Raw genomic sequence first — 22601 nt, 5'->3', positions numbered from 1 at the left:
CCGGGCCGCGCCGGGCCCGTACCACCCCGCGAAACCCGGTCCGTGGCGACCCCGGGCAGGGCGGATGGCAGAATCGGCCTTGGCGGGCACCGTCCGCCGCCGCCGCCCGCCAGGGCCCGGCCCCGACCCCGCAGGGACAACACGACTCGTGCGAGCGATCAGCCGAGGACGCACTCGGTACGGCAGGCCTGAGCCGACGGACACCAGGGAGCCGGGCCGATGAGCACGTACCGCGACTTCGCGCACCGCGGGTCCGCCCGCGGCACGGTCCTCAGGACCGTCGGCACCAGGGAACGCCGCTCCGTCCTCACGGCGCCCCGCGTGCCGACCGTCGGCATCGACATCGGCGGTACGAAGGTGATGGCCGGGGTCGTCGACCCGGACGGCAACATCCTGGAGAAGATCCGGACCGAGACCCCGGACAAGTCCAAGAGCCCCCGCGTCGTCGAGGACACCATCGTGGAGCTGGTCCTCGACCTCTCCGACCGCCACGACGTGCACGCCGTCGGCATCGGCGCGGCCGGCTGGGTCGACGCCGACCGCTCCCGCGTCCTCTTCGCCCCGCACCTCGCCTGGCGCGACGAGCCCCTGCGCGACTCGATCGCCGGACGCCTCGCCGTCCCCGTGATGGTCGACAACGACGCCAACACCGCCGCCTGGGCCGAGTGGCGCTTCGGCGCCGGACGCGGCGAGGACCACCTCGTCATGATCACGCTCGGCACCGGCATCGGCGGCGCGATCCTGGAGGACGGCCGCGTCAAGCGCGGCAAGTACGGCGTCGCCGGCGAGTTCGGCCACATGCAGGTCGTGCCCGGCGGCCACCGCTGCCCCTGCGGCAACCGCGGCTGCTGGGAGCAGTACAGCTCCGGCAACGCGCTCGTCCGCGAGGCCAGGGAACTGGCCGTCGCCGACTCCCCGGTCGCGTACAACATCATCGACCGGGTCAAGGGCAACGTCCACGAGATCACCGGCCCGCTCATCACCGAACTCGCCCGCGAGGGCGACGCCATGTGCATCGAGCTGTTCCAGGACATCGGCCAGTGGCTCGGCGTCGGCATCGCCAACCTCGCCGCCGCCCTCGACCCGTCCTGCTTCGTCATCGGCGGCGGCGTCAGCGCCGCCGACGACCTGCTCATCGGCCCCGCCAGGGACGCCTTCCGCCGCCACCTCACCGGCCGCGGCTACCGCCCCGAGGCACACATCGTCAAGGCCGAGCTGGGCCCGGAGGCCGGCATGGTCGGCGCCGCCGACCTCGCCAGACTCGTGGCGCGCCGCTTCCGCAGGGCCACCCGCCGCCGCGTCGAGCGCTACGAACGCTACGAGCGGTACGCCCAGGCCATCCGTACCAGCCGTACGGCCCCGACCGAGGAACCGCCCTCATGAGCAGCCTCCCCGCGCACGTGCCGCAGCCGCAGCCCGTACGGCCCGGTGACGACGGCAAGCCCCCGGAGGACCGCCGCCACCGCAACCGCCGCCGCTGGCTGACGGCCATCGTCATCGTGCTGCTCGTCGGCATCCCCGCCGGCTACCTGGTGGTCTCGGCCGAGCAGAGCCGCCGCAGCGGCCGGGACAAGGAGGCGGAGTCCTCCGCCACCGGACTCCAGCCGCTGCGCCCCTCCAAGATGAAGCGCCGCATCTACGAGGTCCCCGTGCCCGGCGGCGCCACCGGCCTGCGCTACTACGAGACCAGCAACTGGAAGTCCAGCCGGCTCTACGTCCAGTTCGACGTCACCTCGGGGCGGCTCGACACCTTCCTGGGCGAGATGGGCGTCTCCCGCTCCTCCCTCAAGGACGGCTCCATCCCCATCTCCGCCCGAGACCAGCGCACGGTGGGCTGGGACTTCGACATCCCCGGCCACGCCTGGGCGGGCGTGAGCCACGACCAGAAGGACCCCAGACCCAGCCAGGACGTCGTCGTCGACCTCTCGGACCCGGCCTTCCCCCGTGTCTACGTGGTCTCCACGACCACGCCCTGACCTCCTCGCACCCCCGCGCGGCGCGCCGGACCCGACACGGGCCGCGCGCCGCCGCCGCGCGCCCGGGGACAGGTTCGCCCGGGTGGCCCGCGCGGTGAAGACGGCCCGTGGCCGCCGGGGGGAGATAGTCGGTGGGACCGGTACGCCCCTCAGGCCATGGACGAGGAGTGAGCATGCCTGATGCCGAACCCGAGGCGCCCGAACCGGGCGGATCCCACCCCGCCCACCGGGCCGGCCCCTCCGGCCACGGCCCGATCCACCGGCCGCGGGCCGGGCACGCCCCGCCCGCGCAGAACAAGTGGTGGACGCTGACCGCCGTCTGCCTCGGCACGTTCATGCTGCTGCTCGACATCACCATCGTGAACGTGGCGCTGCCCGACATCCAGCGCTCGCTGCACGCCAGCTTCTCCGACCTCCAGTGGGTCGTCGACGCCTACTCGCTGACGCTCGCCGCCCTGCTCCTGACCGCGGGCAGCCTCGCCGACCTGTACGGGCGCAAGAAGCTGTACGTGATCGGCCTGACGATCTTCAGCCTCGCGTCGCTGCTGTGCGGCCTCGCGAACGGCTCGCTGATGCTGCAACTGTCCCGGGGGCTCCAGGGCATCGGCGGCTCCATCATGTTCTCGGTCTCGCTCGCCCTCCTCGCGGACGCGTTCCGCGGCAAGGACCGCGGGGTCGCCTTCGGGATCTGGGGCACCATCACCGGCCTGGCGGTCGCCATCGGACCGCTGCTCGGCGGGCTCCTGACCACCGGCCTGTCCTGGGAGTGGATCTTCTACGTCAACCTGCCGATCGGGGTGATCGCCGTCGTGATCACCGTGCTCAAGGTCGCCGACTCCCGGAACCCGGCGGCCCGCCACCCCGACTGGCCGGGCTTCGTCCTGTTCACCGCGGCCCTGTCGAGCCTGGTGTACGCGCTGATCCAGTCCAGCCACGAGTCGTTCTCCGACCCGGCGGTCATCGCGTGCCTCGCGGCGTCGGTCGTGCTCATGACCGCGTTCGTGGTGGTCGAGCTGCGTGTCTCCGAGGCGATGTTCGACCTGTCGCTCTTCCGGAAGCCGACCTTCACCGGCGGTCTGGTCGCGGCCTTCGGCCTCAGCGCCTCGCTGCTGTCGATGCTGCTCTACCTCGTGCTCTACCTCCAGGACATCCTCGGGTTCAGCGCCCTGGGCGCGGGCGTGCGGCTGCTGCTGATCTCCGTCGGCATCCTGGTGATGTCCACGGTGTCGGGCCGGCTCTCCTCCCGGATGCCGGTGAAGTACCTGATCGGGCCCGGGCTGCTGCTGATCGGCGGCGGGCTGCTGTGGATGCGCGGGCTCGACGCGTCGAGCGGGTGGACGCACCTGATCCCCGGCATGCTCATGTCCGGCGCGGGCCTCGGCCTGGTCAACCCGCCGCTGGCGTCGACCGCCGTCGGCGTGGTGCAGCCCGCGAACGCGGGCATGGCCTCGGGCATCAACTCGACGTTCCGCCAGATCGGCATCGCCACCGGCATCGCGCTGCTCGGCACCCTGTTCTCCAGCAAGATCAAGTCGTACGTGACCGACCACATTGCCGGCATTCCCGGCGCCGGCGAGATCGGCTCCCGGCTCTCGACCGCCGTCCAGTCCGGCACGGTCAGCCAGACGGTCGACACCCTGCCGCCCGCCGTCCGGGGCCCGGTCGAGAACCTCGCCGCCGCGGCCTTCACGTCGGGCCTCAACGAGCTCCTGCTCGTCGGCGGGATCATCGCCCTCGCCTCCGGTGTGGTCGCGTTCTTCACGATCCGTACGAAGGACTTCGCCCAGCAGCCGTCCTGACGCCCCGTCGGCGCGCCGGGAACGGGCCGTCGCCCTAGGGCCTGTCCCCGTCCCCGGCTCGCGGCGCCTGTCCGGTGCGCAGTTCCTGGGCGTACGCCGCCGGCGGCAGCCCGTACGCGCGTCGGCACGCGCGGATCAGGTGGCTGCCGTCGGAGAACGACCAGCGGGCCGCCGCCTCGCTGACGCTCAACCGGGAGGGCGACGACGCCAGGTCGCCGAGGGCCCGCTCCAGGCGCCGCCGCCGTACGTAAGCCATCACCGACTCGCCGTCGCCGGCGAAGACGCGGTGCAGGGTGCGTACGGAGATGTTCAGCTCCGCCGCCAGGACCCGCGGGGCGAGGCCCGGGTCGGCCAGGCGCTCGTCGGCCAGTTGCCGCGCGGCGCGGACCAGCGCGTGGGCGAAGCGCGGCTCGTCGCCGTCGACGCCCTCGGTGAGCACCCCCTTGGCCAGCTCCAGCAACGCGCCGCGCGCCGCGCGCACGCCACCGGGGGAGAGGGAGTCGAGGACGGAGTCCAGGGTGTCCAGGTAGGCGAGGAGCAGCCGGAGCGCGGGCGCGTCGGTGGGGCCGTCGACGTGGCCGTCGCCGAGGTGGGGCCGCAGTTCGGCGGCGGGCAGGATCAGCACCTGGGACGTGGTGCGCGGGCCGATCCCGAACTCCCACGGAGGGTCGTTGTAGCGCGCCACGAAGCGGCCGGCCGGGGCCACCACCGTGCCGCCCCTTCCCCCCGCGCGGGTGAAGTCCCAGGTGCCGCCGTGGACGACGTGCAGCACCACGCGTCCGTTGAGGTGGTTGAACCGGCCGCCGGTGCCGCCGACGATGGCCTCGCTGTAGATGTCCTCGACCACCGCGTCGGCGACCTCGGAGTGGCGGATCCGTATCCGGTAGTCGCCGCCGCCGACCGGGCGGGAGGGCGGTATCGGGATCGTCGTACCCACCTGGTCGTCCCAGCCGCGCCGCAGCAGGTCGAACGCGTCGGGCGCGCGGCCGGGCACCGAGACGTCCACGAGAGAGGTGCGGCCGTCCGGCGCGGAGTCCGGTGCCGGTGGCGGGTACGTGGCCGGTGTCATCCCGTGGCCCCCTGTCCGATACCGGCCGTCCGGTCGGTTGAGAGTTCAAGCACTGGCCCTCCCGACGCTAGCACCCGTCCCCGCGCCCGGCACCTGTCCCCTCCCGTGGCACCTCACTCCCCCCGTCCATGGCACCCGCCTCCGTCGCCCGTGGCACCCGTGTCCACCGGAGAGGGCACGCGGGTCCACTGCGCCGCGCGGCCCGCGTTCCTAGCGTGGTCGGTGCGCGGCGTGGGAACGCCGCCCCCGTACGCAGAGAGCGCCGCCCGCCACGCGGAAGTGCCGACGGCGGCCGTCACCGAGGAGTGCACGCCATGAGCTTCACCATCCAGGACCGTCCCGACGACACGGGCTCGCCCACGGGCGGGGTGCACGTACCGGCCGGGGGCGGCACCACCACCTGGTTCAACGGCGACATCTACGGCGTCCGGCTCACCGCCGAGCAGACCGGCGGCGTGATCGGCGTGATCGAGGCGACCGTGCCCCCGGGCGGCGGTCCCGCGCCCCACGTCCACGCCGCCACCGACGAGACCTTCTACCTCATCTCCGGCGAGCTGGAGTTCCTCGACGGGGACCGCGTCTTCACCGCCCGTACCGGCGACGTCGTGCACCTCCCGCGCGGCACCGTCCACCGCTTCACCAACGCCGGGATCCAGCCCGCCAAGCTGCTCTTCGTCTTCACCCCGGGCGGCGCGGAAGGCCTCTTCGTCGAAGGGGGCGACCCGCCGCTGCCCGGCGTCCAGGTCCAGCCGTGGGGGCCGGAGCGGATCGACGAGCGCATGCTGGGCCTGCTCCGGAAGTACGACACGGGACTGCCGCCCGCCGCGCCGTGACGGGTGAGGGGCAGCGGGCGGCGGGCGGCGGGCGGCGGGCGACCGAGGTCAGCCGGGGCGCCTGGCCATGACGACCACACCCGGCCCCGTGTGCTCGTCCGCGGGCAGGCGCAGCTCCGCGACCGGGTGCAGACCGGCCTCTTCGATCAACCGCACGAGCTGCTCCGGGCGCCACTTGTAGGTCGTCCAGCGGACGGACACCCCGCCGTACGCCTCGGTGCGCCGGAAGTCCTCGTCACCGACGTGGGTCGCGGTGATGAGGTGGCCGCCCGGTTTCAGGGCGCGCGCGAACATGGCGAGCACCTGCGGCAGCACCTCGCGCGGCAGGTTGAACAGCGACCACCAGCCGAGCACCCCGCCGAGGGACTCCTCGGCCAGGTCGAGGTCCGTGGTGGAGGAGACCTCGAAGCGGCACTCCGGGTACAGGCGGCGCGCGTTCTCGATCATGCGGGGCGAGAGGTCGACCCCGGAGACGTCGAGTCCGCGTTCGGCGAGGTAGCCGGTCACCGTCCCGGGGCCGCAGCCGACGTCCAGGACGGGACCGAGCCCGCGCACGGAGTCGGCGAAGGCGTCGATCGACGCCTTGAGCCAGGGATGCGTACGGATGTCGCCGATCCCCGTGGTCAGCACCATGTGGGCGTAGTTGTCGGCCACGCGGTCGTAGGACTCACGGACCTCGTCGAGATCGGCCGGGCGGTCGATGTGGTGTGCGCGCATCGGCCCACGATAGGCCGCGCGACGGTGCGGCCGGTCGTGGTCAGGAAACCCGGCCGCCGAGAGCGCGTTCGGGTTCCCGGACCGCGGTGCAGTCCCCGGCGTGCACGTCGTGGCCGGCCGAGCAGCGCGTCACCGTGTGGACCTCCGCCCCGCAGTCCTGGTGCGTGAAGCGCCAGGGGGTGGGCCCGTGCCCGTCGTCGGGCGTCCAGGTCTCGCCCCAGTCGCGCAGCGACGTGATGGCGGCGAAGAGGTCCTGGCCCTTCGCGGTCAGCCGGTACTCGTACCGCTTGCGCTGGCCGGGCTCCTGGTAGGGGATCTTCTCCAGGAGCCCGTACGCCGTCATTTCCTTCAGCCGGGCCGCCGTGGCGGCCTCGCCGATGCCCACCCGCCGGGTGAAGTCCTGGAACCGGCGGGTCCCGAAGAACGCCTCGCGCATGAGGAGCAGGGTGGAGCGCGTGCCGACCACTTCGAGGGTCCGGGAGACCGGGCAGTTGGCGAGCGCCTGTGCGTCAGGGGACTTCGACAGGTCATCCATGGGACCAGCGTACCCACTGACTATGGGCGACAAAAGTCACCTGGCCCCGGCCGTCGGCCCGCCAGCGGCTCCGGCCCCGGACTCGCTGCCGGAAGGACCGCCGGAAGCGGTGTCCTGGCCGGGTGTGGGTACGGGAGCGGACGCGGCCGGCAGCCGGTGCCGGACGAAGAGCGCGGACGGGATCGCGACGAGCAGGACGACGACGCCGGCGACGAGCAGCCCCCGGTGCACCGCGTCCGTGAAGGCGCGCGGCACCGCGTCGGCGACCGTGTGGACCAGGGACGCGGGGAGCCCGGACCCGCTGCTGCCGTGCGCCGCGCCCTCCGCGATCCGCCGGGCGTCGGCGGCGGGGACGCCGGCGCCGGTGAGCCGCTCGTGGAGGTTGTCGGGGAAGTGGGTCGTGACGATCGTGCCCAGCACGCTGGGGCCGAGGACGTTCCCGAGCTGGCGGGCCATGTTGATGGCCGAGGCGGCCATGCCGGCCTGGAGCGGGGGAACACTGCTGACGGCGGCCGCGGACGACGGGGCGACCAGCAGACCGCCGCCGACGCCCGTGACGAGCAGGCCGGGCCACACGGCCTCGTACCCGTCGAAGGGGCCCACCGCGAGGAGGGCGAGCGCTCCCGCGCCCATGGCCACGAGGCCCGAGGTGAGCACCACCGTGAACCCGAACCTGCGCACCAGGCGCGGGGCGACGGCGCTGACGGCGACGAAGGTGCCGAAGAGGACCAGCATCCGCACCCCGACACCGAGCGTGCTGAGGTGCTGGACGCGCTGCATGGAGAGCACGGTGAGCAGGGCGACCCCGACGAAGCCGAACATGGCCGCGGCGGCCACCCCCATCACCGCGCTGAACGAGGCGTTGCGGAAGAGGCGCAGGTCGAGCATCGGGTCGTGGTGCCGCAGTTCCACGCGGACCAGCAGCGCCCCGGAGAGCGCGAAGACCACGTAGGCGACGACGATCCGCGGCTCGGTGTAGCCGCTCGCGCCGCCCTGGATGATCGCGTACGTCGCCGAGGCGAGGGTCACCGTACCGAGGACGACGCCGGCCAGGTCGAGGCGGCGCGACGGGTGCTTGCTCTCGTGCACGAAGAACGGGGCCAGCGCGGCCGCCGCCGCGCCGATCAGGAGATTGGTGAGGTAGACGGAGTGCCACGAGAAGTGCTCCAGGAGCACACCGGCGATCAGCGGCCCGGCCGCGAGGCCGAGGCCCGAGCAGGCCGCCCAGGCGCTGATCGCGGTGGTGCGCTCGTGCGGATCGGTGAACGTCGTGGTCACGATGGTGAGGCTGGACGGCAGGACGGCCGCCCCGCCCAGCCCCATGACGGCCTGGGCGGCGATGAGGGTGCCGGGGCTGTCGGCCACGAAGGCCATCAGGCTGCCGAGGGTGAAGACCACGGAGCCCAGGATGAACGTCAGCCGGCGTCCTATCAGGTCGCTCAGGGTGCCCGCGGACATGACCAGGCTGACCACGGCCAGGCTGTACGCGCTGGTCAGCCAGACGAGGGTGGCGGCCGAGATGTGCAGGTCGTCCTGGATGCGGGTGAGGGCCGAGATGGTGCCGGTGACGTTGACGAACGCCATCATCACGCCGAGGCACACCACCATCAGGCCGAGCCACCTGCGGGGGATGTTCTGGCCCGCGGGAACGGCGGGGCGGGCGGCGGTGGCCCCGGACCCCGGGCCGCCGGCGGGCTGCTGACTTTTTGTAGGCATAGTCAGGAACGTAGCAGTCTGACTCTCTTCTTCGAAAGTCAGGTGGGTGGATGCTTGCGGCGCCGGGCGGGGGTTGGCGTAGCATTCGGTTCGCTGAGTGAACCCCGGAGGCTGATTCCCATCGGCCCTGTCGCCGACGGAGGCGCGCACACCATGCCGTCACATCCCCTGGACCACGCGATCCGTTCGGCCCTGACCGGGCCCCAGGCCCCGTTCGCGCTGCGGCGGGGGAACGCGCTGCGCTACCCGGCCGACATGTCGCCCTTCGTGGCCCTGCCGGAGCGTCCCGACGCGGCCGACTGGGCCGACGCCGCGGCGCTCGCCGGGCCGGGGGCGACGCTGACGGTCGGCGATCCCGGTGTCGAGCCGCCGGAGGGCTGGGAGTTGGTGAGGCGCATCCCGCTGCTCCAGTTCACCGGGGAGGGGATCGCCGCCGCCCCCGACGAGGAGGCGGTACGGCTCGGCCTGGACGACGTCCCGGAGATGCTCGCCCTGGCGGAGGCCACCAAGCCGGGACCCTTCCTTCCCCGGACGATCGAGATGGGCACGTACCTCGGGGTCCGCCACGAGGGCCGACTGGTGGCCATGGCCGGGGAGCGCATGCACATAGTCGGCTGGCGGGAGATCAGCGCGGTCTGCACCGACCCGCGGTGGCGCGGGAAGGGGCTGGGGACGCGCCTGTTGCTCGCCGTCGCCGCCGGGATCCAGGAGCGCGGCGAGACCCCGTTCCTGCACGTGCTCGCGGAGAACACGAAGGCCGTCGGCCTCTACGAGTCCCTCGGATTCCGGCTCCGCCTGAGCACCGCGCTCCTGGTCCTCGCCCCCTGAGCCGGTACGGCCCGACGCACCCGAACGACCCGACCTACCCGAACGGAAGACACGTGAAGGCTCCCCGCGTCCTCGTCTCCGGCGCGGGTGTCGCCGGCCCCGCCCTCGCGTACTGGCTCGCCCGCCGCGGCGCGACGGTGACCGTCGTGGAAGTGGCCCCGCGGCTCCGCGAGGCCGGGGCCGCCGTCGACTTCCGGGGGAGCCAGACCGAACTGCTGCGGCGCATGGGCATCCTCGACGCCGTGTCCGAGCGGCGGACCGGGATGGGCGACATCGCCTTCGTGGACGCGGCGGGCCGCCGTCGCGCCACGCTGCCGTCCGCCTTCCTGAGCGGCGAGATCGAGATCCTGCGCGGCGATCTCACCCGGATCCTGTACGAGGCGGGCCGGGACACCGTGGAGTACGTGTTCGGCGACCGCATCACGTCGCTCACCGAGGGGACCGGGGGAGTCGGGGCCACCTTCGCGAAGGGGGCTCCGCGCACGTTCGACCTCGTGGTGGGCGCCGACGGCACGCACTCCGGGGTGCGGGAGATCACCTTCGGCGAGGAGGAGCGCTTCACCCGCCATCTCGGCTACCACATCGCCGGGATGACGGCGCCCAACCACCTCGGCCTGCGGCGTACGGGAGTCCTGTACAACGAGCCGGGGCGCGGCCTCCTCGTCACCCAGCCGGCGGACGAGTCGACGGTGTGGGCGAGCTTCGGCTTCGCGGCCGGGCCGGTGGGCCGGGACGCGCGGGACCCGGAGCGGCTCAAGGCCTTCGTGGCGGAGCACTGCGCCGGAATGGGCTGGGAGTCCGCCGTGTTCCTCGACCGGCTCGCCGGGGCCCCCGACTTCTTCCACAGCCCGCTGGCGCTGATCGAGCTGGGCCGCTGGTCCTCCGGGCGTACGGTCCTGCTCGGCGACGCGGCGTGGTCCGCGGGCGTCGGCGGCCTGGGTACGGCACTCGGGCTGCTGGGCGCGTACGTCCTGGCAGGCGAGATCGGGGCCGCCGACAACCCGGCGACCGCCTTCGCCTCGTACGAGCGGATCATGCGGCCGTACGTGGCCGAGGGGCACGCGCAGGCCCGTCGCATCGGCCCCTTCCTGGTGCCGCGCCGGATCCGGGCGCGTGACCTCCTCGTCAGGGTCGCGTACTCGCGGCTGCTCGGCGGGGTGGTCGACCGGGTGACCACCGGGTCGCTGGAGCGCTTCGAGCTGACGGACTACGACGTCTGAGCCGCACCAGGGCCTCTGAGCCGCACTACGACGTCTGAGCCGCCGGCGTCCCCTCAGGAGGTCGCCTCGCGGAGCGTCTCCTCGAAGAGCGTGTCGAGGTGGTGCGTCACCTTGTCGACCTCGGGGTCGCCGAACTGCCCGAAGGTGGTGCTGGGGCGGTCGTACTCGAAGGCGACCTCGCCGTCGGTCTCGCGCAGGAGCACGCGGATCGGGGCGTACATGGACGCGGAGAGCTGATGGCGTGTCATGCGGGTGGCCATCAGGGCGTTGCCGCAGTCGTACTGGATCGCGCGCCGGTCGAGGCCGACGGTCCTCAGCAGGATGCCGTGGTTGCGCTCGCCCGCGATGACCAGCGGGGCGAGCGCCTCCATCGCCTCCAGCGCACCCGCGACGTCCCCCGAGCCGAGACGGGTGAAGATGCCCTCGTCGAACCGGCCCAGGATCCGTTCGAACGCCTCACGCGTGTCGTCGAACGACCGGTTCGAGACGACGGTGACGTGCTCGATCGTGAACGTCCGTGTTGTCGTTCCGCTCATGGTGCTACCTCGCTGTCGGTACCGCTCACCTGACTATGGTGCCTCATAGTCAGTGCGCTAGGCTGACTTTGTCAAAGGGTAGTCAGGGGGTGTCGCGCAGGTCCGGTGCCGGGCCGGCGCCACGGCGCCCGAGGGTGTGACCGGTCGCGCCGAGGCTCCCGAACGGGACGAACTGTAAGGATGTTCTCGGATGAAACCGCTCATGAACCGCCGCGTCGCCGTGACAGGCATCGGTGTCGTCTCGCCCGTGGGCATCGGCGTGGACGCGTTCTGGGCGGGGCTCTCCCGCCCGGCGGGAGCGGCGCGGGTGCGCAGGCTCGACGGATTCGACCCCCGCCGCTGGATGCCGCACAAGCAGGCGCGCAACTCCGACATCTCGGCGTCCATGGCGGTCGCCGCGGCCGACGAGGCGCTGGAGGACGCCGGGCTGCTCGTGCCGCGCGGAGCCGGCGAACCGGCCCCGGCCGCACGGCTGTTGACCGGCGTCGACGCGGAACGCGCCGCCGTGTCCCTGGGGACGGGCATCGGAGGCGTGGCCACGCTGGAGGCGCAGGCCGACGTGCTGCGGGAGCGCGGGGAGCGCCAGGTGTCCCCGCACGTCGTCCCGATGACGATGCCGAACGCGGCCGCGGCCGCGCTGAGCATCCGCTACGGGCTCCGCGGGCCGGCCACGACGGTCACCACCGCGTGCGCGGCGGGCGCCGACGCCATCGCGGCCGGCGCGCGGATGATCGCCGCGGGCACCGCCGATCTCGTCGTCGCCGGCGGCAGCGACTCCAGCCTCACGCCGACGTGCGTCGCGGGCTTCGCGAACATGCGGGCGCTGAGCCCCACCGGCGTCTCGCGCCCCTTCGACACCGAACGGGACGGCCTCGCCGCCTCCGAGGCCGCCGGTGTCGTGGTGCTGGAGCCCCTGGAGGCCGCGCTCGCCCGCGGCGCGCGGGTCTGGATGACCATCGAGGGCGCCGCCTCCACCGCCGACGCGCACCACGTCACCGCCCCGGCGCCCGACGGCTCCGGCGCGGAACGGTGCATGCGGCTCGCGATCGAGGACGCCGGCCTGCGGCCCGACGACATCGCGCACATCAACGCCCACGGCACCTCGACCACGCTGAACGACCATGCCGAGGCCCTTGCGGTCCGCCGGGTGTTCGGTACGGCGCGCCCGCCGGTCACCAGCATCAAGGGCGCCACCGGCCACTCCTTCGGCGCCGCCGGGGCGGTCGAGGCCGTGGCCGTCGCCCTGACGATCGGCCACCGGACCCTTCCGCCGACCCTCGGCCTCACCGTCCAGGACCCCGCCCTGGACATCGACGTGCCGCGCTCGCCCACGAGCTGGACCCCCGGCCCCGTCCTCTCCAACAGCTTCGGCTTCGGCGGCCACAACGCGAGCCTGGTCCTCGTGCCCCCGGCGCGGGACTGAGCGGGACCGAGCGGGATCGAGAGGGGCCGAGCGGGATCGAGAGGGGCCGAGCGGGATCGAGAGGGGCCGAGCGGGATCGAGAGGGGCCGAGCGGGATCGAGAGGGGCGCCGGTCAGCCCGAAGGGGCGCCTTCGGGACCCGGCGCCCCGTTCCACCGGTGGTCCCAGGTGCACAACTCCACGATCATCCGGGCCAGTTCGAGGCCCGCGGGCGTGAGGTGGTACTCGTGGCGCGGAGGATGCTCGCTGTACGGCCGGCACTCGACGATCCCGGCGTGGGTGAGCTGGCGCAGTCGGTCCGCGAGGATGTTCCTCGACACTCCCGTACCGTCCGCGATCCGGCTGAAGCGGTGCTCACCGAGGGACACCTCCCGCACGATCCGCAGCGTCCACCGCTGTCCCAGCATGTCCAGGATGCTCACCGTCGACGTTCCTTCCTCACCCGGATGTGGACGCGGGTGCGGGTGCGGACGCGGGTGTGGACGCGGGTGCGGGGAAGATCATGCAGCTGCTGGTCGCGTGGGCCAGGAGCCGGTCCTCGGCGTCGTACATCCGCGCCTCCGCGAGCGCGGTCCGCCGCCCGCTGCTGAGGACGCTGCCCACGGCCCGGATCCGCCCGCTCGCGGCGGTCACCGGGCGCAGGAACTTCACCGTGAGGTCGAGCGACGTGTAGGCCATGCCCGCGGGCAGCAGGGTGTGCACCGCGCATCCCGCGGCGGAGTCCAGGAGCGTGGCGAACACGCCGCCGTGCACGGTCCCCAGCGGGTTGTAGTGCTCCTCGCCGGGGACCAGGGTGAAGACGGCGTGGCCCGGTCCCACCTCTTCCAGGACGGTGCCCAGGGTGGCGGCGAACGGCGGCGCCGGCAGCCGCCCGGCGAGCACGTCCCGCATGAACTCCAGGCCGGCGGTGCCGCCGACGGCCGACGCCGTCGTCCCGGGGTCCTCCCAGGTGTAGGTGCGAGATCTGGGCACCGCGAACCCCTTCCGATGTCAGCTGACTATTTGTGCAAATAGTCAGCTGACTCTAACGTGGGCCTGCGGGCGACGCCACCCCCGGCTTCCCGCCCGCCGCGCCCTTGGGTGCGGGTGGGGCCTTTGTGACGAAGGACACTGGAGTCATGGTGCGCTCCGATACGTGTACTTATCGGAGGGTCGGGAGCGCCGACCTTCCCGCCGCGCCCCCGCGGGCGGTCGCGGCCCGCGCGCCGTTCGCGGGGTGAGCGCTTCGAGTTCCGACCAGCAGGGAGTGCCGATGGCGTATCCGCCACAGCGGAGCGTGCGGAGATCGACGCAGGTGTCCGACGACCGGTCGGCGGGACCCGAGGCCGGGCTGCCCCGGGTGTTCGACGTGTACGAGCGTCTGGGCCACGCCGACCCGACCGGCGCCTGGGACTCCTTCTGCCGGACCCACAACTGGGCCGCGCCCCTGGTTGCGGCCGACCCCGCCGCGGGCCCGGGCGGCGCGCGCCCGACCGCCCGGCCCGCCGAGGGCGGCCGGCTGCTCTCCGGGGCGTGGCGGCTGCCGTCGGCGTACCGGCGGGCGCGGTGGCTGGCCCTGCGGTCCGGTCCGGCGGACTCCGCCCCGGCGGACGGCCGGCCGGCGGAGGGGCACGCGCTGTACGTCGTGGAGGTCGGCGCCCTGGAGCGGACCGGCGGCATCGACGGCGACGCGAGCCTGATACGGCTGCGCGACCTCTACATACCGGCCGGGCTGACGGCCGGTACCGCGGGCCGGGACCTGCGGGCGGACGAGGCGGCGTTCCTGTGGGTCGCGGTCACCGGGATGGCCATGGGGGTCGCCCGGCACGTGCTCGAACGCGTCGCGGACCTGGACCCGGACGCCGAACCGTCCGGCGCGCCGACCGCGGGGCTGGGCGCCCTGCTGGAGCGGCGGCGGGAGAGCGTACGACGGGACCTGACCCTCGCCGCCCACCCGGGCGAGGGGGTCGCGAGCCACGGCATCGTCGGGCAGGTGGAAGAATCGCATCATCTCGTGCGCGACGTGTACGCGGCGGCGTACGAGTACGCGCTACCGCGTTCCCGGGCCGTTCATCCCCTTGAGCGGATCATGGCCGGCAGTGCGCCGGTGCTCCAGCACGCCCGGTTCACGACCAGCCTGCTCCCCGCAGCCGGCACCACTTCTGACTAGGACACCGCACCACCTATGACAGTCATCGCTTACCAGGGCGAACCGGGGTCCAACTCGGCCACGGCAGTGGCCCACCTGTATCCCGGAAGCCCGGGACTGCCCTGCACCGGCTTCGACCAGGCGCTCGACGCCGTGCTCCTGGGGACCGCCGACCTCGCGGTCATCCCGGTGGACAACTCGGCCGCCGGCCGGGTCGCCGACGTGCACCACCTCCTGCCGGACGCCGGCCTGTCCATCATCGGCGAGTACTTCCTCGCCATCCGCTTCGACCTCATGGGCGTACCCGACGGGACCCTGGAACAGGTCGAGACCGTCCGCAGCCACGTCCACGCCCTGAGCCAGTGCCGCAAGATCCTGCGGGAGGGCGGCTGGCGGACCCTGGTCAGCGACGACACCGCGGGCGCCGCCCGCGAGGTCGCGGAACTGGGCGACCCCGGGCACGCGGCACTGGCCCCACCCGCCGCGGCCCAGCAGTACGGACTGCGCGTCCTCACAGCGGACGTCGCCGACGACCCGGACAACACCACGCGCTTCATCGTCCTCTCACGCGACCCCGCCCGCCCGCCGGAGCCCGGCGTCCCCACGGTGACCAGCCTCTTCTTCCTCGTACGCAACATCCCCAGCGCCCTCTACAAGGCGCTCGGCGGCTTCGCCAGCAACGCCGTCAACCTCACCAAGATCGAGAGCTACCAGCTCGGGGCGGGCATGCAGCCCAGCCGCTTCTACATCGAGATCGAGGGCAACCCCGAAGAGACCCGGGTCGCCCACGCCCTCGACGAACTGCGCTTCTTCTCCTCCGAAGTACGCGTACTCGGCGTCTACCCGGCCCACCCGCACCGCTCACGCAACGCCTAGGGCCTGTCCGGCGGGTCGTCGCGCGGTTCAGGCCGCGAGCGGCGCCAGGGGGGCGGTGGTGACGTCCACGCCGAAGGCGCGCAGGCGGTCGAGCGCGCGGGCCGGGTCGATCACCGACTCCGGGAAGGCCACCCCGGCCGCCATCGGCGGGGCGCCGTCCAGGCCGAGGATCCGCTCGACGCCGATGACGGCTCCGACGGCGGTCAGGTGGGCCTGCCCGAGCGGGTCGCTGACGACCGTGCGCCGGGCCACCGGCCTGCCCCGGTCGTCCACGCCCCGGAGGTCGGCGAAGATCTCGTGGGACGCCGGTCCGCCGGCCAGCGTGCCGGCGGACGCGCCGAGACCGATGTCGAAGCGGACGTCCGGCGCGCCCGTGACGGCCGCCACGGCCGGGACGTCCAGCACGCCCATCGGCTGCGCGGCGAAGCCCGGGGCGCCCTCGCGCTCCACCTGGCGGATCTCGCGCTTCTCCTCGACCTCGCGCCAGCGCCCGTCACGGCGCAGGAGCGTCCGGCCGAAGAAGGCCCCGCTGTCCGCCGTGGCCATCGGGCCCGCCGGATCGGCCGCGTCGAACAGGGCGGCCAGCTCCACCCGCTCCACCCGGTGGAAGTCCCGCGCCCCGGCCAGCGCGGCGAACGTCGCGGCCCCCGCCTGCCAGTGCCCCATGATCAGGGCCGGGCGCCGGGCGAGGGCGGCCGCCGTGATCGCCGTACGGCCGACGGTGTCCGCCTTGCGGACGATGCCCAGGTGCCCGGCGCCGGACAGGAGGGCCGCCCGCAGCAGCCGGTCGTCCGGGTCCTGCACCGCGGCGACGACCAGGTCGACCGGTCCCGCCTCGGTGAGCCCGTCCTCCGGGTGGTCGGTGTCGAGCGCCACCACGCGCGCGTCCCACTCACGCGCCAGGGCGGCGCCCTCCTCGGGGTGGCGGCCCCCGACGACGATCTCGACCGCGTGGCCCGCGGTACGGAGGGTGCTCACGATCCGCGCTCCGACCAGTCCGTAGCCGCCGGCGACAAGTATGCGAAACATCAGAGGACTCCCGGGAGGTGTGGGTGGGTCGCGCATGGAACCTACACTTAGTAAGTTACTGCTAGTAGGTTACGTGTCAAGCCACTAGGCTCCTGGTCATGGGTCCGCGGGGGAGGGATCCCCGCGAGAAGGAGGGAGGCCCGTGGTGGTGTCACGTCGGCTGTCGCGCGAACGGCGCCGGGCGCAGTTGCTCGACACCGCGCTGGCGATCGTCCGCGCCGAGGGGGCCGACGTGCTGACCCTGGCCAGGCTCGCCGAGGACGCCGGGGTGTCGAAGCCCGTCGCCTACGACCACTTCGAGACGCGGACGGGCCTGCTGATCGCCCTCTACCGGCGGGTCGACGAGCAGCAGACGGAGATGACGAGGGCGGCGCTGGACGCGCACGCGAACTCGTTGGAGGAGACCGTCCGCGGCCTCTCGGAGGCGTACGTGGACTGCGTCCTGCACATCGGCAAGGAGTTCGGCGCGGTGACGGCCGCGCTGCACTCGCTCGCCGGCGCCGAGGAGTTGCTGCGGGAGGGCCGTGAGCGCTACGCCGCGCTCTACCTGCGGGCCGTGGAGCGGTTCGTACGACTCCCCGAGGCGGGGGGTACGGCGCTGATGCTCGGCGTGGTCGGTGCCGCGGAGGCCCTGTCGCGCGAGGTCACCGCCGGGCGGCTGGGCCGCGACGCGGCGGTGCGGGCGACCGGACACATCATGCTCGGCGCGGTCACCGCCGCGTCGCTCCCGGCGGTGCCGTGAGCGGGGCCGTGAGTGGTGCCGTCCGGGTTCAGGCCGCCCGGGCGTGCGGGGCGTGGCCGAACAAGGCGGCGTAGCCGGCCGGGAGTTGGGCCAGGAGGCGGGGGAGGAGTGCGGGGCCGGCGAGCGAGGCGAGGTTGCTGAGCACGGCCTCGGTGTCCCAGTTCGCGACGGCGTAGTCGGTGCCGGTCCGGGCCGCGACGTGCTCGACGAAGTCCCGGTTCGTGAGCAGTCGGGAGGGGGACGACGCCTCGGCGGTGAGGAGTGCGGAGACCTCGTCCGGGAGGCGGTCGGCGAGCAGGGCGCGGCCCTGGTCGGTCAGTTGCGGGGCGAGGACGGGGAGCACGGCCAGCAGCGCTTCCTCGGCGCGCCGGCGGGTGGGGTAGACGCCGTCGTACCGGATCTTCTCCAGGAGCTGTCCGTACGACGGTCTCGGTACGCGCTGCGTCGCCTTGCCGGGGGTCATCTGTTCTCCCATCGCCGCCCTGCTGACGTCGCTCGTCTGCCCCCGGATCGGCCCTTCACACCTGTGGGACGGGGAAAGCGGCGACGGGTGGCGGACGTCTCCGTCCACCACCCGCTTCCCTCGCCGTCCCCTCCGCCGGGTGGGCCCTCAGATCACCCGACGGGCGGGATCGGGATCGTGGTGCTGACGGGGGCCGAGCCGTTGATCATCTTGGTCGCCGCCCCGGCGAGCCGCATGTAGTAGTTGGACGAGACCTTCGTCCCGTCGGCGTCGAGCGTCAGGAAGTACTGGTTCGTGGGGATCTGCGACTTGTCCGTCGCGGCCGGCGCGATGGCGGTGGCCTCGTCGTACTCGTCGAACATCGCGATGAAGGCCGACTTCGTGCCGCTCCGGGCGACCGCCACGGCCTGCTGCCACATGAAGGTGCCCGCCTTGCGCGGGATCTCGTTCCTGGGCGACCCGGCCTTCCAGTTGGACCAGGCGAAGCCCGGGAAGATGACCGGCTGGTAGTCCTGCCCGCTCGCCTTCAGCTTGGCCACGTCGTCGTCGAACAGCTTCTGGTCGACCACGGAGTTGCCGACGTTCCACGGCGAGACCATGTTGAGCGCCGCGTAGACGGGGGCGAAGCCCGGCTTGGCGTTGCTGTCGGTGCGCCAGCCGCGCGGCACCCCGCCGATCACGTAACAGCCCTTGCTCTTGAACCAGTTGACGAGCGCCAGGCAACTCTGCGCCGTGCCGGCCCGGTTGCTCACCCCGAGGCCCCACAGCTCGACCACGGGCTTGCCGCCCTCGCGCGCGTAGGCGGGCGAGTTGGTCAGCCCGAGCGACCCGGTGATGGTGTTCGTCCAGTCGTTCTGGAGCGTGGAGACGAGGTTGGCGTCGGTGAGGCCGCTGATGTCGTACTCGATGTAGAAGCCGCGCCCGTACTTCTGGGCCGCGTCCCGCGCCTTCGACTGGATGTCGTTGCGCTGCCTGAAGTTGGGGCGTGTGGTGTCGGCGACCTCGCCGCCGAAGCGCTGGAGGGCCGCGCCGTCGATGCCGTACTGCTGCATCCACTTGAAGTGCTGGTCGACCACGGCCGTCGAGTACGAGCTGAACAGCTTGGCCGGCTGGCCGTTGCCGAGGTTCGCGTAGCCGGTCTGGTAGAGGCCGGACGCCGGGTAGACCGAGATGTCGGGGTACAGCTCGAACGTCTGGTTCCCCGGGGACGGTGTCTTACCGGCCCAGTGGATCCACGCGTTCTGGGGGGAGCCGTCACCGGCCGCGCCGAACCAGCCCTGGTAGCCGGCGTACACCTTGCCCTTGACACCGATGGTCGCGGCGGCGGCGTTCGGCCGCGGCGCCGCGGCGGCTTCCGCGCCGGGGGTTCCCGCGTGCGCGGCGGACAGGCTCCCGGCGCCGGCCCACGCGGCGGCGCCTATGCCGGCGGCGCCGGCCCCGCGCAGGAAGGTACGCCGGGAATGGTCTCGTTCGCTCATGCTGATCCTCTGTGAATGGTGTCGTGGGGGTACGTGCGAAAGGCGGCCGACCGCGCGTCGGCGGCGCGCGTCGAGGTACGGCGGGGCGTGGCCGCCGGGCCGGGCCGGGCGGTCAGCGCGCCGCGGTCCGCGTCGCCGCGAGAGGCGCGAGCGAGGACGGCACCGAGCGCAGTGCGTTGAACCACACCGAGGCCATCTTCTCGTAGCCGGCTTTCGTGGGGTGAATGCCGTCCGCGAGGTCCGAAGTGGTCAGTGCGTCATACATCTTAACCAGATGGACGCGAGAGCCCTTCTGGGCCACCACGGACGGAATCGCGGCGTTGTACGCCCTGACCCGGCCTTCGAGGGTGGCGTTCGACTGCGGCGGGATGGTCGCCACGAACAGTTCGCTCCGCGGTTTCGCCGCGCGGATCTTGTCGATCAGCGCGGAGAGGCGCCGGGGCGCGTTCGCGATGTCGTAGTTCTGGTTGAGGTCGTTCGTCCCGATGAGGAGCAGGACGGTGCGCGGGTCGGTCTGGCCCAGCCAGGTGTTGATGTTCGTGTCCAGTTGGTCGATGCGCCAGCCGGAGTGCCCCTCGTGGTCACGGTCGCCCAGCGCCGTGGGGCCGTTGGTCTGCGTTCCGACGAAGTCGACGGTGTACCCGCCGGCGGCCAGGAGCTGCCACAGTCTCACGCGATAGCCCCCCGGGTAGGGGGTGAAGCCGTCGGTGATCGAGTCGCCGAGCGGCATGACGCGCACTCCGCCGTTGGACTGGCCGGGGACGGCCGCCGAGGCGGGGAAGCGGCCGAGGGCGACCGCGGCGGTGGCGAGCGCGCCGGTGACGATCACGCTGCGCCTGGTCGGCTGTTGCATGGGGAACTCCTTTGGGGGAGGGAGTCGGGGATCCCAAGTGGGGGGTGGGGGGAGAGAACCGGGCCGGTTCGGCGAGCGGCCCGTGGGGGTGGCGCGGCAAGGTCCTGCGCGTCCGGGTCGCCGCCCTGTCTCAGGGGCGGTTGAGTGCAAGGAAATTCAGTGGATTGTGTTACGTCAATACCTTCGGCGGGCTGGACCTGGGTGAACTCCCGCGTGGAAACCTTGTTACCTTCCGGCCCTCTCCCTGTTTCGGGCGGGTGAACTGGCCATGTCGGGGGCGACACGCTTCCATGGCCTGTCACCTGACGGTTTGTTCCCCGCCGCGAGATGGATCGTAATTACTTTTACATGCGATCCCCGTCAGGGCGCCGACGGCCGTGCCTCCAGGGTGTGGCCGCCCTCGCCCGCCGGACGGCGGGCCGTGAGGACCAGCCGGTGGATCACGGGTCCCCACACCCGGGTGAACGCCGGGTCGTCGAGCGGGACCGGTTCCGCCCGGGCGCCGAACGCGGCGTGGTCCCAGCTGAGTCGCAGACCGCGCCCGTCCGCCGGGACGACGTCCGCCGTGCCGTCCGGCCCCATCGTGACCGTACCGCTGACCAGGAGGTGCAGGGCCAGGGACGCGGGAGCCGTACGGAACCGCCAGGCGTCGGTGACCTCGGCCCGCGCGTCGGCGCCGCGGACGAGCCGGACGGTCCTCGACCAGGTCTCCAGTCCGGCCTCCGGCGGGTAGGCCGCCGCCAGGTCACAGGTCAGCTCGTCCAGGTCCGCGCGGTGGCGGGCGGCCACGGCCTCCGCGCGGAACCGCGCCCCCGGCGGCTGGCCGAAGCCGTTGACGACGGGCACGTTGTGGTACGCGCTGGTCATCGACCAGATCCCGTAACGGTCCTCGTTGAACGTCTCCCTGCGGTACGTGCCCACCCCGGCGTCGATGACCAGCGGCCGCGCGTCGAGGGCGACGAGGAACGAACCGACGTCGTTGTGGTTGTGGCTCTCGTCGTTGTGACCGCCCTTGGCCGCGACGAGCAGTCCCCGCGTGGTGCCCGGTTCCGCGCGGGCGACCAGCACCTGCGTGTCGGGCAGCCAGGTGTGCCCGGGCAGCGGGAAGGCGGCCGGCGGCGCCGCGTGCCACTCGGGGTCGAGCAGGTCGTCCAGGGCGCGGCGGAGGTCGAACGGCTCCTCGTCGAGCGGGAGTCCCCCGTCGGACCCGCGCAGGGCCCGGGCGTGGGCGCTCACCTCCGGCTGACCGGTCCGGCGGCCGAAGCGATGGAGCAGCGCGGGGGCGGTCTCGCGCGGCCGGGCCGGTCCGTCGGCGAAGTTGACGGCCCAGCCGTCGCCGATCCAGGTGGACACGGGGTACCGGGCCAGGGCGCGGACCAGCGGATGCGCGAAGACGCCCGCGTCCGTGCCGAGCAGCGAGGTGAGGGTCTCCAGGCATTCGAAGAGGCTGGCGCCCGCCCGCCACCAGTAGTGCGGGCCCTCGTCGCAGCCGCCGTCCCGGGGATGGGCCCGCAGGTAGTTCTCCAACCCCTGGAGAATGCGGCACACGAGGGCGGCGCGGCGCTCGTCGGACTCCTCGGTCAGGGCGGTGGCCAGCAGCAGTTCCGAGTGGATCCACGGGTTCCAGTTGTTGAGCTTGGCCGTCGAACCGTCGTACCACCCCCACTCGTCCCGCTCCAGATAGGGCCCCAGGACCCGGGCGGACACCTCGCGGCGCAGCCGGCGCCGTACCAGCGGATCGCGCCGGTCCAGCGCGTCGCCCACCAGCGTGTCGGTGAGGGCGAGCAGCACCGCCGTACCCGAGGCGCCGAGGTCCAGGGTGGGACGGCCGGGGTCGGCCAGCAGGCCGCGCGGCGGGCCGAGGACCCGGAACTCGTGGGCGGGCCAGGCCCAGGTCGTCTCCTCGCACAGGGCCCACACGCCGTCCATCACCTCGTCGGCGAACGCGTCCGCGTCCCCCGCCGCGGCCGCCGGGGCCCCGGCCGTCAGGGCCGTCGCGAGGACCGCCCGGGCGAGGCGGGCCCGTCGTGCGAACGCCGCCGCCTGGTAGCCGGAGCGGTCACCGTCGCGGGCGAACCGGGCGAACAGGGACGCGGGCAGCCCGGGCCAGGGGAGCCCGAGCGACGCGGAGGCCGCCGCCACGACCCGGGTCCGCGTGCCGGCGCCGACCGCCCGCCATCGTCCGTCCGCCGGCGGGGGTACGGGGCTCCACTCGCCGATCCGCGGCATCCGGGCCCTCACCAGCGAGGCCGGGAACAGCTCGGTCAGCCGCGGGTATCCGGACCCGTCGCCGGGGCCGACCGGACCCTCGGCGCCGGGTGCCGCGGGATCGGGGTGCGGCGATGTCATCGGGTCGGTCCTCTCGGAAGGGGGTCGGAAGG

22 protein-coding genes are annotated in these 22601 nt (G+C 73.2%); 10 read left to right on the top strand and 12 right to left on the bottom strand.

The window, feature by feature from the left end; all coding sequences use genetic code 11:
* Window positions 1-219 precede the first annotated feature (219 nt).
* The 3 genes from HA039_RS06175 to HA039_RS06165 all read left to right on the top strand — a co-directional run bounded on the left by HA039_RS06175 (window position 220) and on the right by HA039_RS06165 (window position 3775).
* Complete coding sequence (locus HA039_RS06175; RefSeq protein WP_167024925.1) at window positions 220-1383, top strand: ROK family glucokinase; 1164 nt, start codon at window positions 220-222, stop codon at window positions 1381-1383.
* Window positions 1380-1976, top strand: coding sequence for a hypothetical protein (locus HA039_RS06170; protein WP_167024923.1), 597 nt, complete (start codon window positions 1380-1382; stop codon window positions 1974-1976). Before HA039_RS06175 ends, HA039_RS06170 begins: the two co-directional genes overlap by 4 nt.
* 173 nt (window positions 1977-2149) lie before the next feature.
* Entirely contained in the window at window positions 2150-3775 is a 1626-nt protein-coding gene (locus HA039_RS06165) for an MFS transporter (RefSeq protein ID WP_167024920.1), read from the top strand.
* A gap of 34 nt (window positions 3776-3809) precedes the next feature.
* Here the strand turns inward: HA039_RS06165 and HA039_RS06160 are convergent, their stop codons facing one another.
* Window positions 3810-4844 carry a helix-turn-helix domain-containing protein gene (locus tag HA039_RS06160; RefSeq protein WP_167024918.1) on the bottom strand — a complete coding sequence of 345 codons (1035 nt, stop codon included), beginning with the start codon at window positions 4842-4844 and terminating at the stop codon, window positions 3810-3812.
* A gap of 314 nt (window positions 4845-5158) precedes the next feature.
* Between HA039_RS06160 and HA039_RS06155 the strand changes: the two genes are divergently transcribed.
* On the top strand, window positions 5159-5677 hold the full coding sequence (locus HA039_RS06155; protein WP_167024915.1) for a cupin domain-containing protein: 519 nt from the start codon (window positions 5159-5161) through the stop codon (window positions 5675-5677).
* 48 nt (window positions 5678-5725) lie between these two features.
* Here the strand turns inward: HA039_RS06155 and HA039_RS06150 are convergent, their stop codons facing one another.
* The 3 genes from HA039_RS06150 to HA039_RS06140 are packed head-to-tail and all read right to left on the bottom strand — an operon-like array spanning window position 5726 to window position 8645.
* The gene (locus tag HA039_RS06150) at window positions 5726-6394 is read right to left on the bottom strand and encodes a class I SAM-dependent methyltransferase (protein ID WP_167024912.1); all 669 of its coding nucleotides are present in this window, start codon (window positions 6392-6394) and stop codon (window positions 5726-5728) included.
* Window positions 6395-6434: 40 nt separating this feature from the next.
* Window positions 6435-6929: a winged helix-turn-helix transcriptional regulator gene (locus HA039_RS06145; RefSeq protein WP_167024909.1), complete on the bottom strand. Its 495-nt coding sequence runs from the start codon at window positions 6927-6929 to the stop codon at window positions 6435-6437.
* Between the two features lie 36 nt (window positions 6930-6965).
* Window positions 6966-8645: an MFS transporter gene (locus tag HA039_RS06140; RefSeq protein ID WP_167024906.1), complete on the bottom strand. Its 1680-nt coding sequence runs from the start codon at window positions 8643-8645 to the stop codon at window positions 6966-6968.
* Window positions 8646-8798: 153 nt separating this feature from the next.
* Here HA039_RS06140 and HA039_RS06135 point away from each other — a divergent pair, with 153 nt between their 5' ends.
* Entirely contained in the window at window positions 8799-9473 is a 675-nt protein-coding gene (locus tag HA039_RS06135; protein WP_167024903.1) for a GNAT family N-acetyltransferase, read from the top strand.
* A gap of 53 nt (window positions 9474-9526) precedes the next feature.
* Entirely contained in the window at window positions 9527-10693 is a 1167-nt protein-coding gene (locus HA039_RS06130) for an FAD-dependent monooxygenase (RefSeq protein ID WP_167024900.1), read from the top strand.
* Between the two features lie 53 nt (window positions 10694-10746).
* Here HA039_RS06130 and HA039_RS06125 read toward each other — a convergent pair whose 3' ends face one another.
* Window positions 10747-11229, bottom strand: coding sequence for a DUF302 domain-containing protein (locus tag HA039_RS06125; protein WP_167024898.1), 483 nt, complete (start codon window positions 11227-11229; stop codon window positions 10747-10749).
* A gap of 190 nt (window positions 11230-11419) precedes the next feature.
* On the opposite strand from HA039_RS06125, the gene HA039_RS06120 reads away from it, so the two are divergent.
* Entirely contained in the window at window positions 11420-12652 is a 1233-nt protein-coding gene (locus tag HA039_RS06120; protein ID WP_243869206.1) for a beta-ketoacyl-[acyl-carrier-protein] synthase family protein, read from the top strand.
* 112 nt (window positions 12653-12764) lie between these two features.
* Here HA039_RS06120 and HA039_RS06115 read toward each other — a convergent pair whose 3' ends face one another.
* Together HA039_RS06115 and HA039_RS06110 are read right to left on the bottom strand one after the other, a co-directional pair.
* The gene (locus HA039_RS06115) at window positions 12765-13073 is read right to left on the bottom strand and encodes a winged helix-turn-helix transcriptional regulator (RefSeq protein ID WP_167024895.1); all 309 of its coding nucleotides are present in this window, start codon (window positions 13071-13073) and stop codon (window positions 12765-12767) included.
* A gap of 16 nt (window positions 13074-13089) precedes the next feature.
* Window positions 13090-13623: a PaaI family thioesterase gene (locus HA039_RS06110; protein ID WP_167024892.1), complete on the bottom strand. Its 534-nt coding sequence runs from the start codon at window positions 13621-13623 to the stop codon at window positions 13090-13092.
* A 280-nt stretch (window positions 13624-13903) separates the two neighbouring features.
* Here HA039_RS06110 and HA039_RS06105 point away from each other — a divergent pair, with 280 nt between their 5' ends.
* Both HA039_RS06105 and HA039_RS06100 read left to right on the top strand, forming a co-directional pair.
* The gene (locus tag HA039_RS06105) at window positions 13904-14800 is read left to right on the top strand and encodes a hypothetical protein (protein WP_167024890.1); all 897 of its coding nucleotides are present in this window, start codon (window positions 13904-13906) and stop codon (window positions 14798-14800) included.
* Between the two features lie 15 nt (window positions 14801-14815).
* Window positions 14816-15655, top strand: a complete 840-nt coding sequence (locus tag HA039_RS06100) for a prephenate dehydratase (protein ID WP_167024889.1) — start codon at window positions 14816-14818, stop codon at window positions 15653-15655.
* A 27-nt stretch (window positions 15656-15682) separates the two neighbouring features.
* Here the strand turns inward: HA039_RS06100 and HA039_RS06095 are convergent, their stop codons facing one another.
* Entirely contained in the window at window positions 15683-16684 is a 1002-nt protein-coding gene (locus HA039_RS06095) for a Rossmann-fold NAD(P)-binding domain-containing protein (RefSeq protein ID WP_167024887.1), read from the bottom strand.
* A gap of 142 nt (window positions 16685-16826) precedes the next feature.
* Here HA039_RS06095 and HA039_RS06090 point away from each other — a divergent pair, with 142 nt between their 5' ends.
* Window positions 16827-17426 carry a TetR/AcrR family transcriptional regulator gene (locus tag HA039_RS06090; protein WP_167024885.1) on the top strand — a complete coding sequence of 200 codons (600 nt, stop codon included), beginning with the start codon at window positions 16827-16829 and terminating at the stop codon, window positions 17424-17426.
* Window positions 17427-17454: 28 nt separating this feature from the next.
* Here the strand turns inward: HA039_RS06090 and HA039_RS06085 are convergent, their stop codons facing one another.
* From HA039_RS06085 to HA039_RS06070, 4 genes are all read right to left on the bottom strand, one after another.
* Entirely contained in the window at window positions 17455-17889 is a 435-nt protein-coding gene (locus HA039_RS06085) for a DUF2267 domain-containing protein (protein ID WP_243869203.1), read from the bottom strand.
* A gap of 152 nt (window positions 17890-18041) precedes the next feature.
* Complete coding sequence (locus HA039_RS06080; RefSeq protein WP_167024881.1) at window positions 18042-19367, bottom strand: glycoside hydrolase family 99 protein; 1326 nt, start codon at window positions 19365-19367, stop codon at window positions 18042-18044.
* 112 nt (window positions 19368-19479) lie between these two features.
* Complete coding sequence (locus HA039_RS06075) at window positions 19480-20220, bottom strand: SGNH/GDSL hydrolase family protein (RefSeq protein ID WP_167024879.1); 741 nt, start codon at window positions 20218-20220, stop codon at window positions 19480-19482.
* Between the two features lie 360 nt (window positions 20221-20580).
* Complete coding sequence (locus HA039_RS06070) at window positions 20581-22569, bottom strand: heparinase II/III domain-containing protein (RefSeq protein ID WP_167024877.1); 1989 nt, start codon at window positions 22567-22569, stop codon at window positions 20581-20583.
* Window positions 22570-22601: the final 32 nt, after the last annotated feature.

The sequence above is a fragment of the Streptomyces liangshanensis genome (assembly GCF_011694815.1).
GTDB lineage: Bacteria > Actinomycetota > Actinomycetes > Streptomycetales > Streptomycetaceae > Streptomyces > Streptomyces liangshanensis.
Note: the sequence above shows the minus strand (reverse complement) of the source record. Positions and strands in the feature narration are given on the sequence as shown.

What these genes read in the sequence shown, in the direction of transcription:
- HA039_RS06175 (WP_167024925.1), top strand. Translation starts at nt 220, where the DNA reads ATGAGCACGTACCGCGACTTCGCGCACCGCGGGTCCGCCCGCGGCACG.
- HA039_RS06170 (WP_167024923.1), top strand. Translation starts at nt 1,380, where the DNA reads ATGAGCAGCCTCCCCGCGCACGTGCCGCAGCCGCAGCCCGTACGGCCC.
- HA039_RS06165 (WP_167024920.1), top strand. Translation starts at nt 2,150, where the DNA reads ATGCCTGATGCCGAACCCGAGGCGCCCGAACCGGGCGGATCCCACCCC.
- HA039_RS06160 (WP_167024918.1), bottom strand. Translation starts at nt 4,844, where the DNA reads ATGACACCGGCCACGTACCCGCCACCGGCACCGGACTCCGCGCCGGAC.
- HA039_RS06155 (WP_167024915.1), top strand. Translation starts at nt 5,159, where the DNA reads ATGAGCTTCACCATCCAGGACCGTCCCGACGACACGGGCTCGCCCACG.
- HA039_RS06150 (WP_167024912.1), bottom strand. Translation starts at nt 6,394, where the DNA reads ATGCGCGCACACCACATCGACCGCCCGGCCGATCTCGACGAGGTCCGT.
- HA039_RS06145 (WP_167024909.1), bottom strand. Translation starts at nt 6,929, where the DNA reads ATGGATGACCTGTCGAAGTCCCCTGACGCACAGGCGCTCGCCAACTGC.
- HA039_RS06140 (WP_167024906.1), bottom strand. Translation starts at nt 8,645, where the DNA reads ATGCCTACAAAAAGTCAGCAGCCCGCCGGCGGCCCGGGGTCCGGGGCC.
- HA039_RS06135 (WP_167024903.1), top strand. Translation starts at nt 8,799, where the DNA reads ATGCCGTCACATCCCCTGGACCACGCGATCCGTTCGGCCCTGACCGGG.
- HA039_RS06125 (WP_167024898.1), bottom strand. Translation starts at nt 11,229, where the DNA reads ATGAGCGGAACGACAACACGGACGTTCACGATCGAGCACGTCACCGTC.
- HA039_RS06120 (WP_243869206.1), top strand. Translation starts at nt 11,420, where the DNA reads ATGAAACCGCTCATGAACCGCCGCGTCGCCGTGACAGGCATCGGTGTC.
- HA039_RS06105 (WP_167024890.1), top strand. Translation starts at nt 13,904, where the DNA reads ATGGCGTATCCGCCACAGCGGAGCGTGCGGAGATCGACGCAGGTGTCC.
- HA039_RS06100 (WP_167024889.1), top strand. Translation starts at nt 14,816, where the DNA reads ATGACAGTCATCGCTTACCAGGGCGAACCGGGGTCCAACTCGGCCACG.
- HA039_RS06095 (WP_167024887.1), bottom strand. Translation starts at nt 16,684, where the DNA reads ATGTTTCGCATACTTGTCGCCGGCGGCTACGGACTGGTCGGAGCGCGG.
- HA039_RS06085 (WP_243869203.1), bottom strand. Translation starts at nt 17,889, where the DNA reads ATGACCCCCGGCAAGGCGACGCAGCGCGTACCGAGACCGTCGTACGGA.
- HA039_RS06080 (WP_167024881.1), bottom strand. Translation starts at nt 19,367, where the DNA reads ATGAGCGAACGAGACCATTCCCGGCGTACCTTCCTGCGCGGGGCCGGC.
- HA039_RS06075 (WP_167024879.1), bottom strand. Translation starts at nt 20,220, where the DNA reads ATGCAACAGCCGACCAGGCGCAGCGTGATCGTCACCGGCGCGCTCGCC.
- HA039_RS06070 (WP_167024877.1), bottom strand. Translation starts at nt 22,569, where the DNA reads ATGACATCGCCGCACCCCGATCCCGCGGCACCCGGCGCCGAGGGTCCG.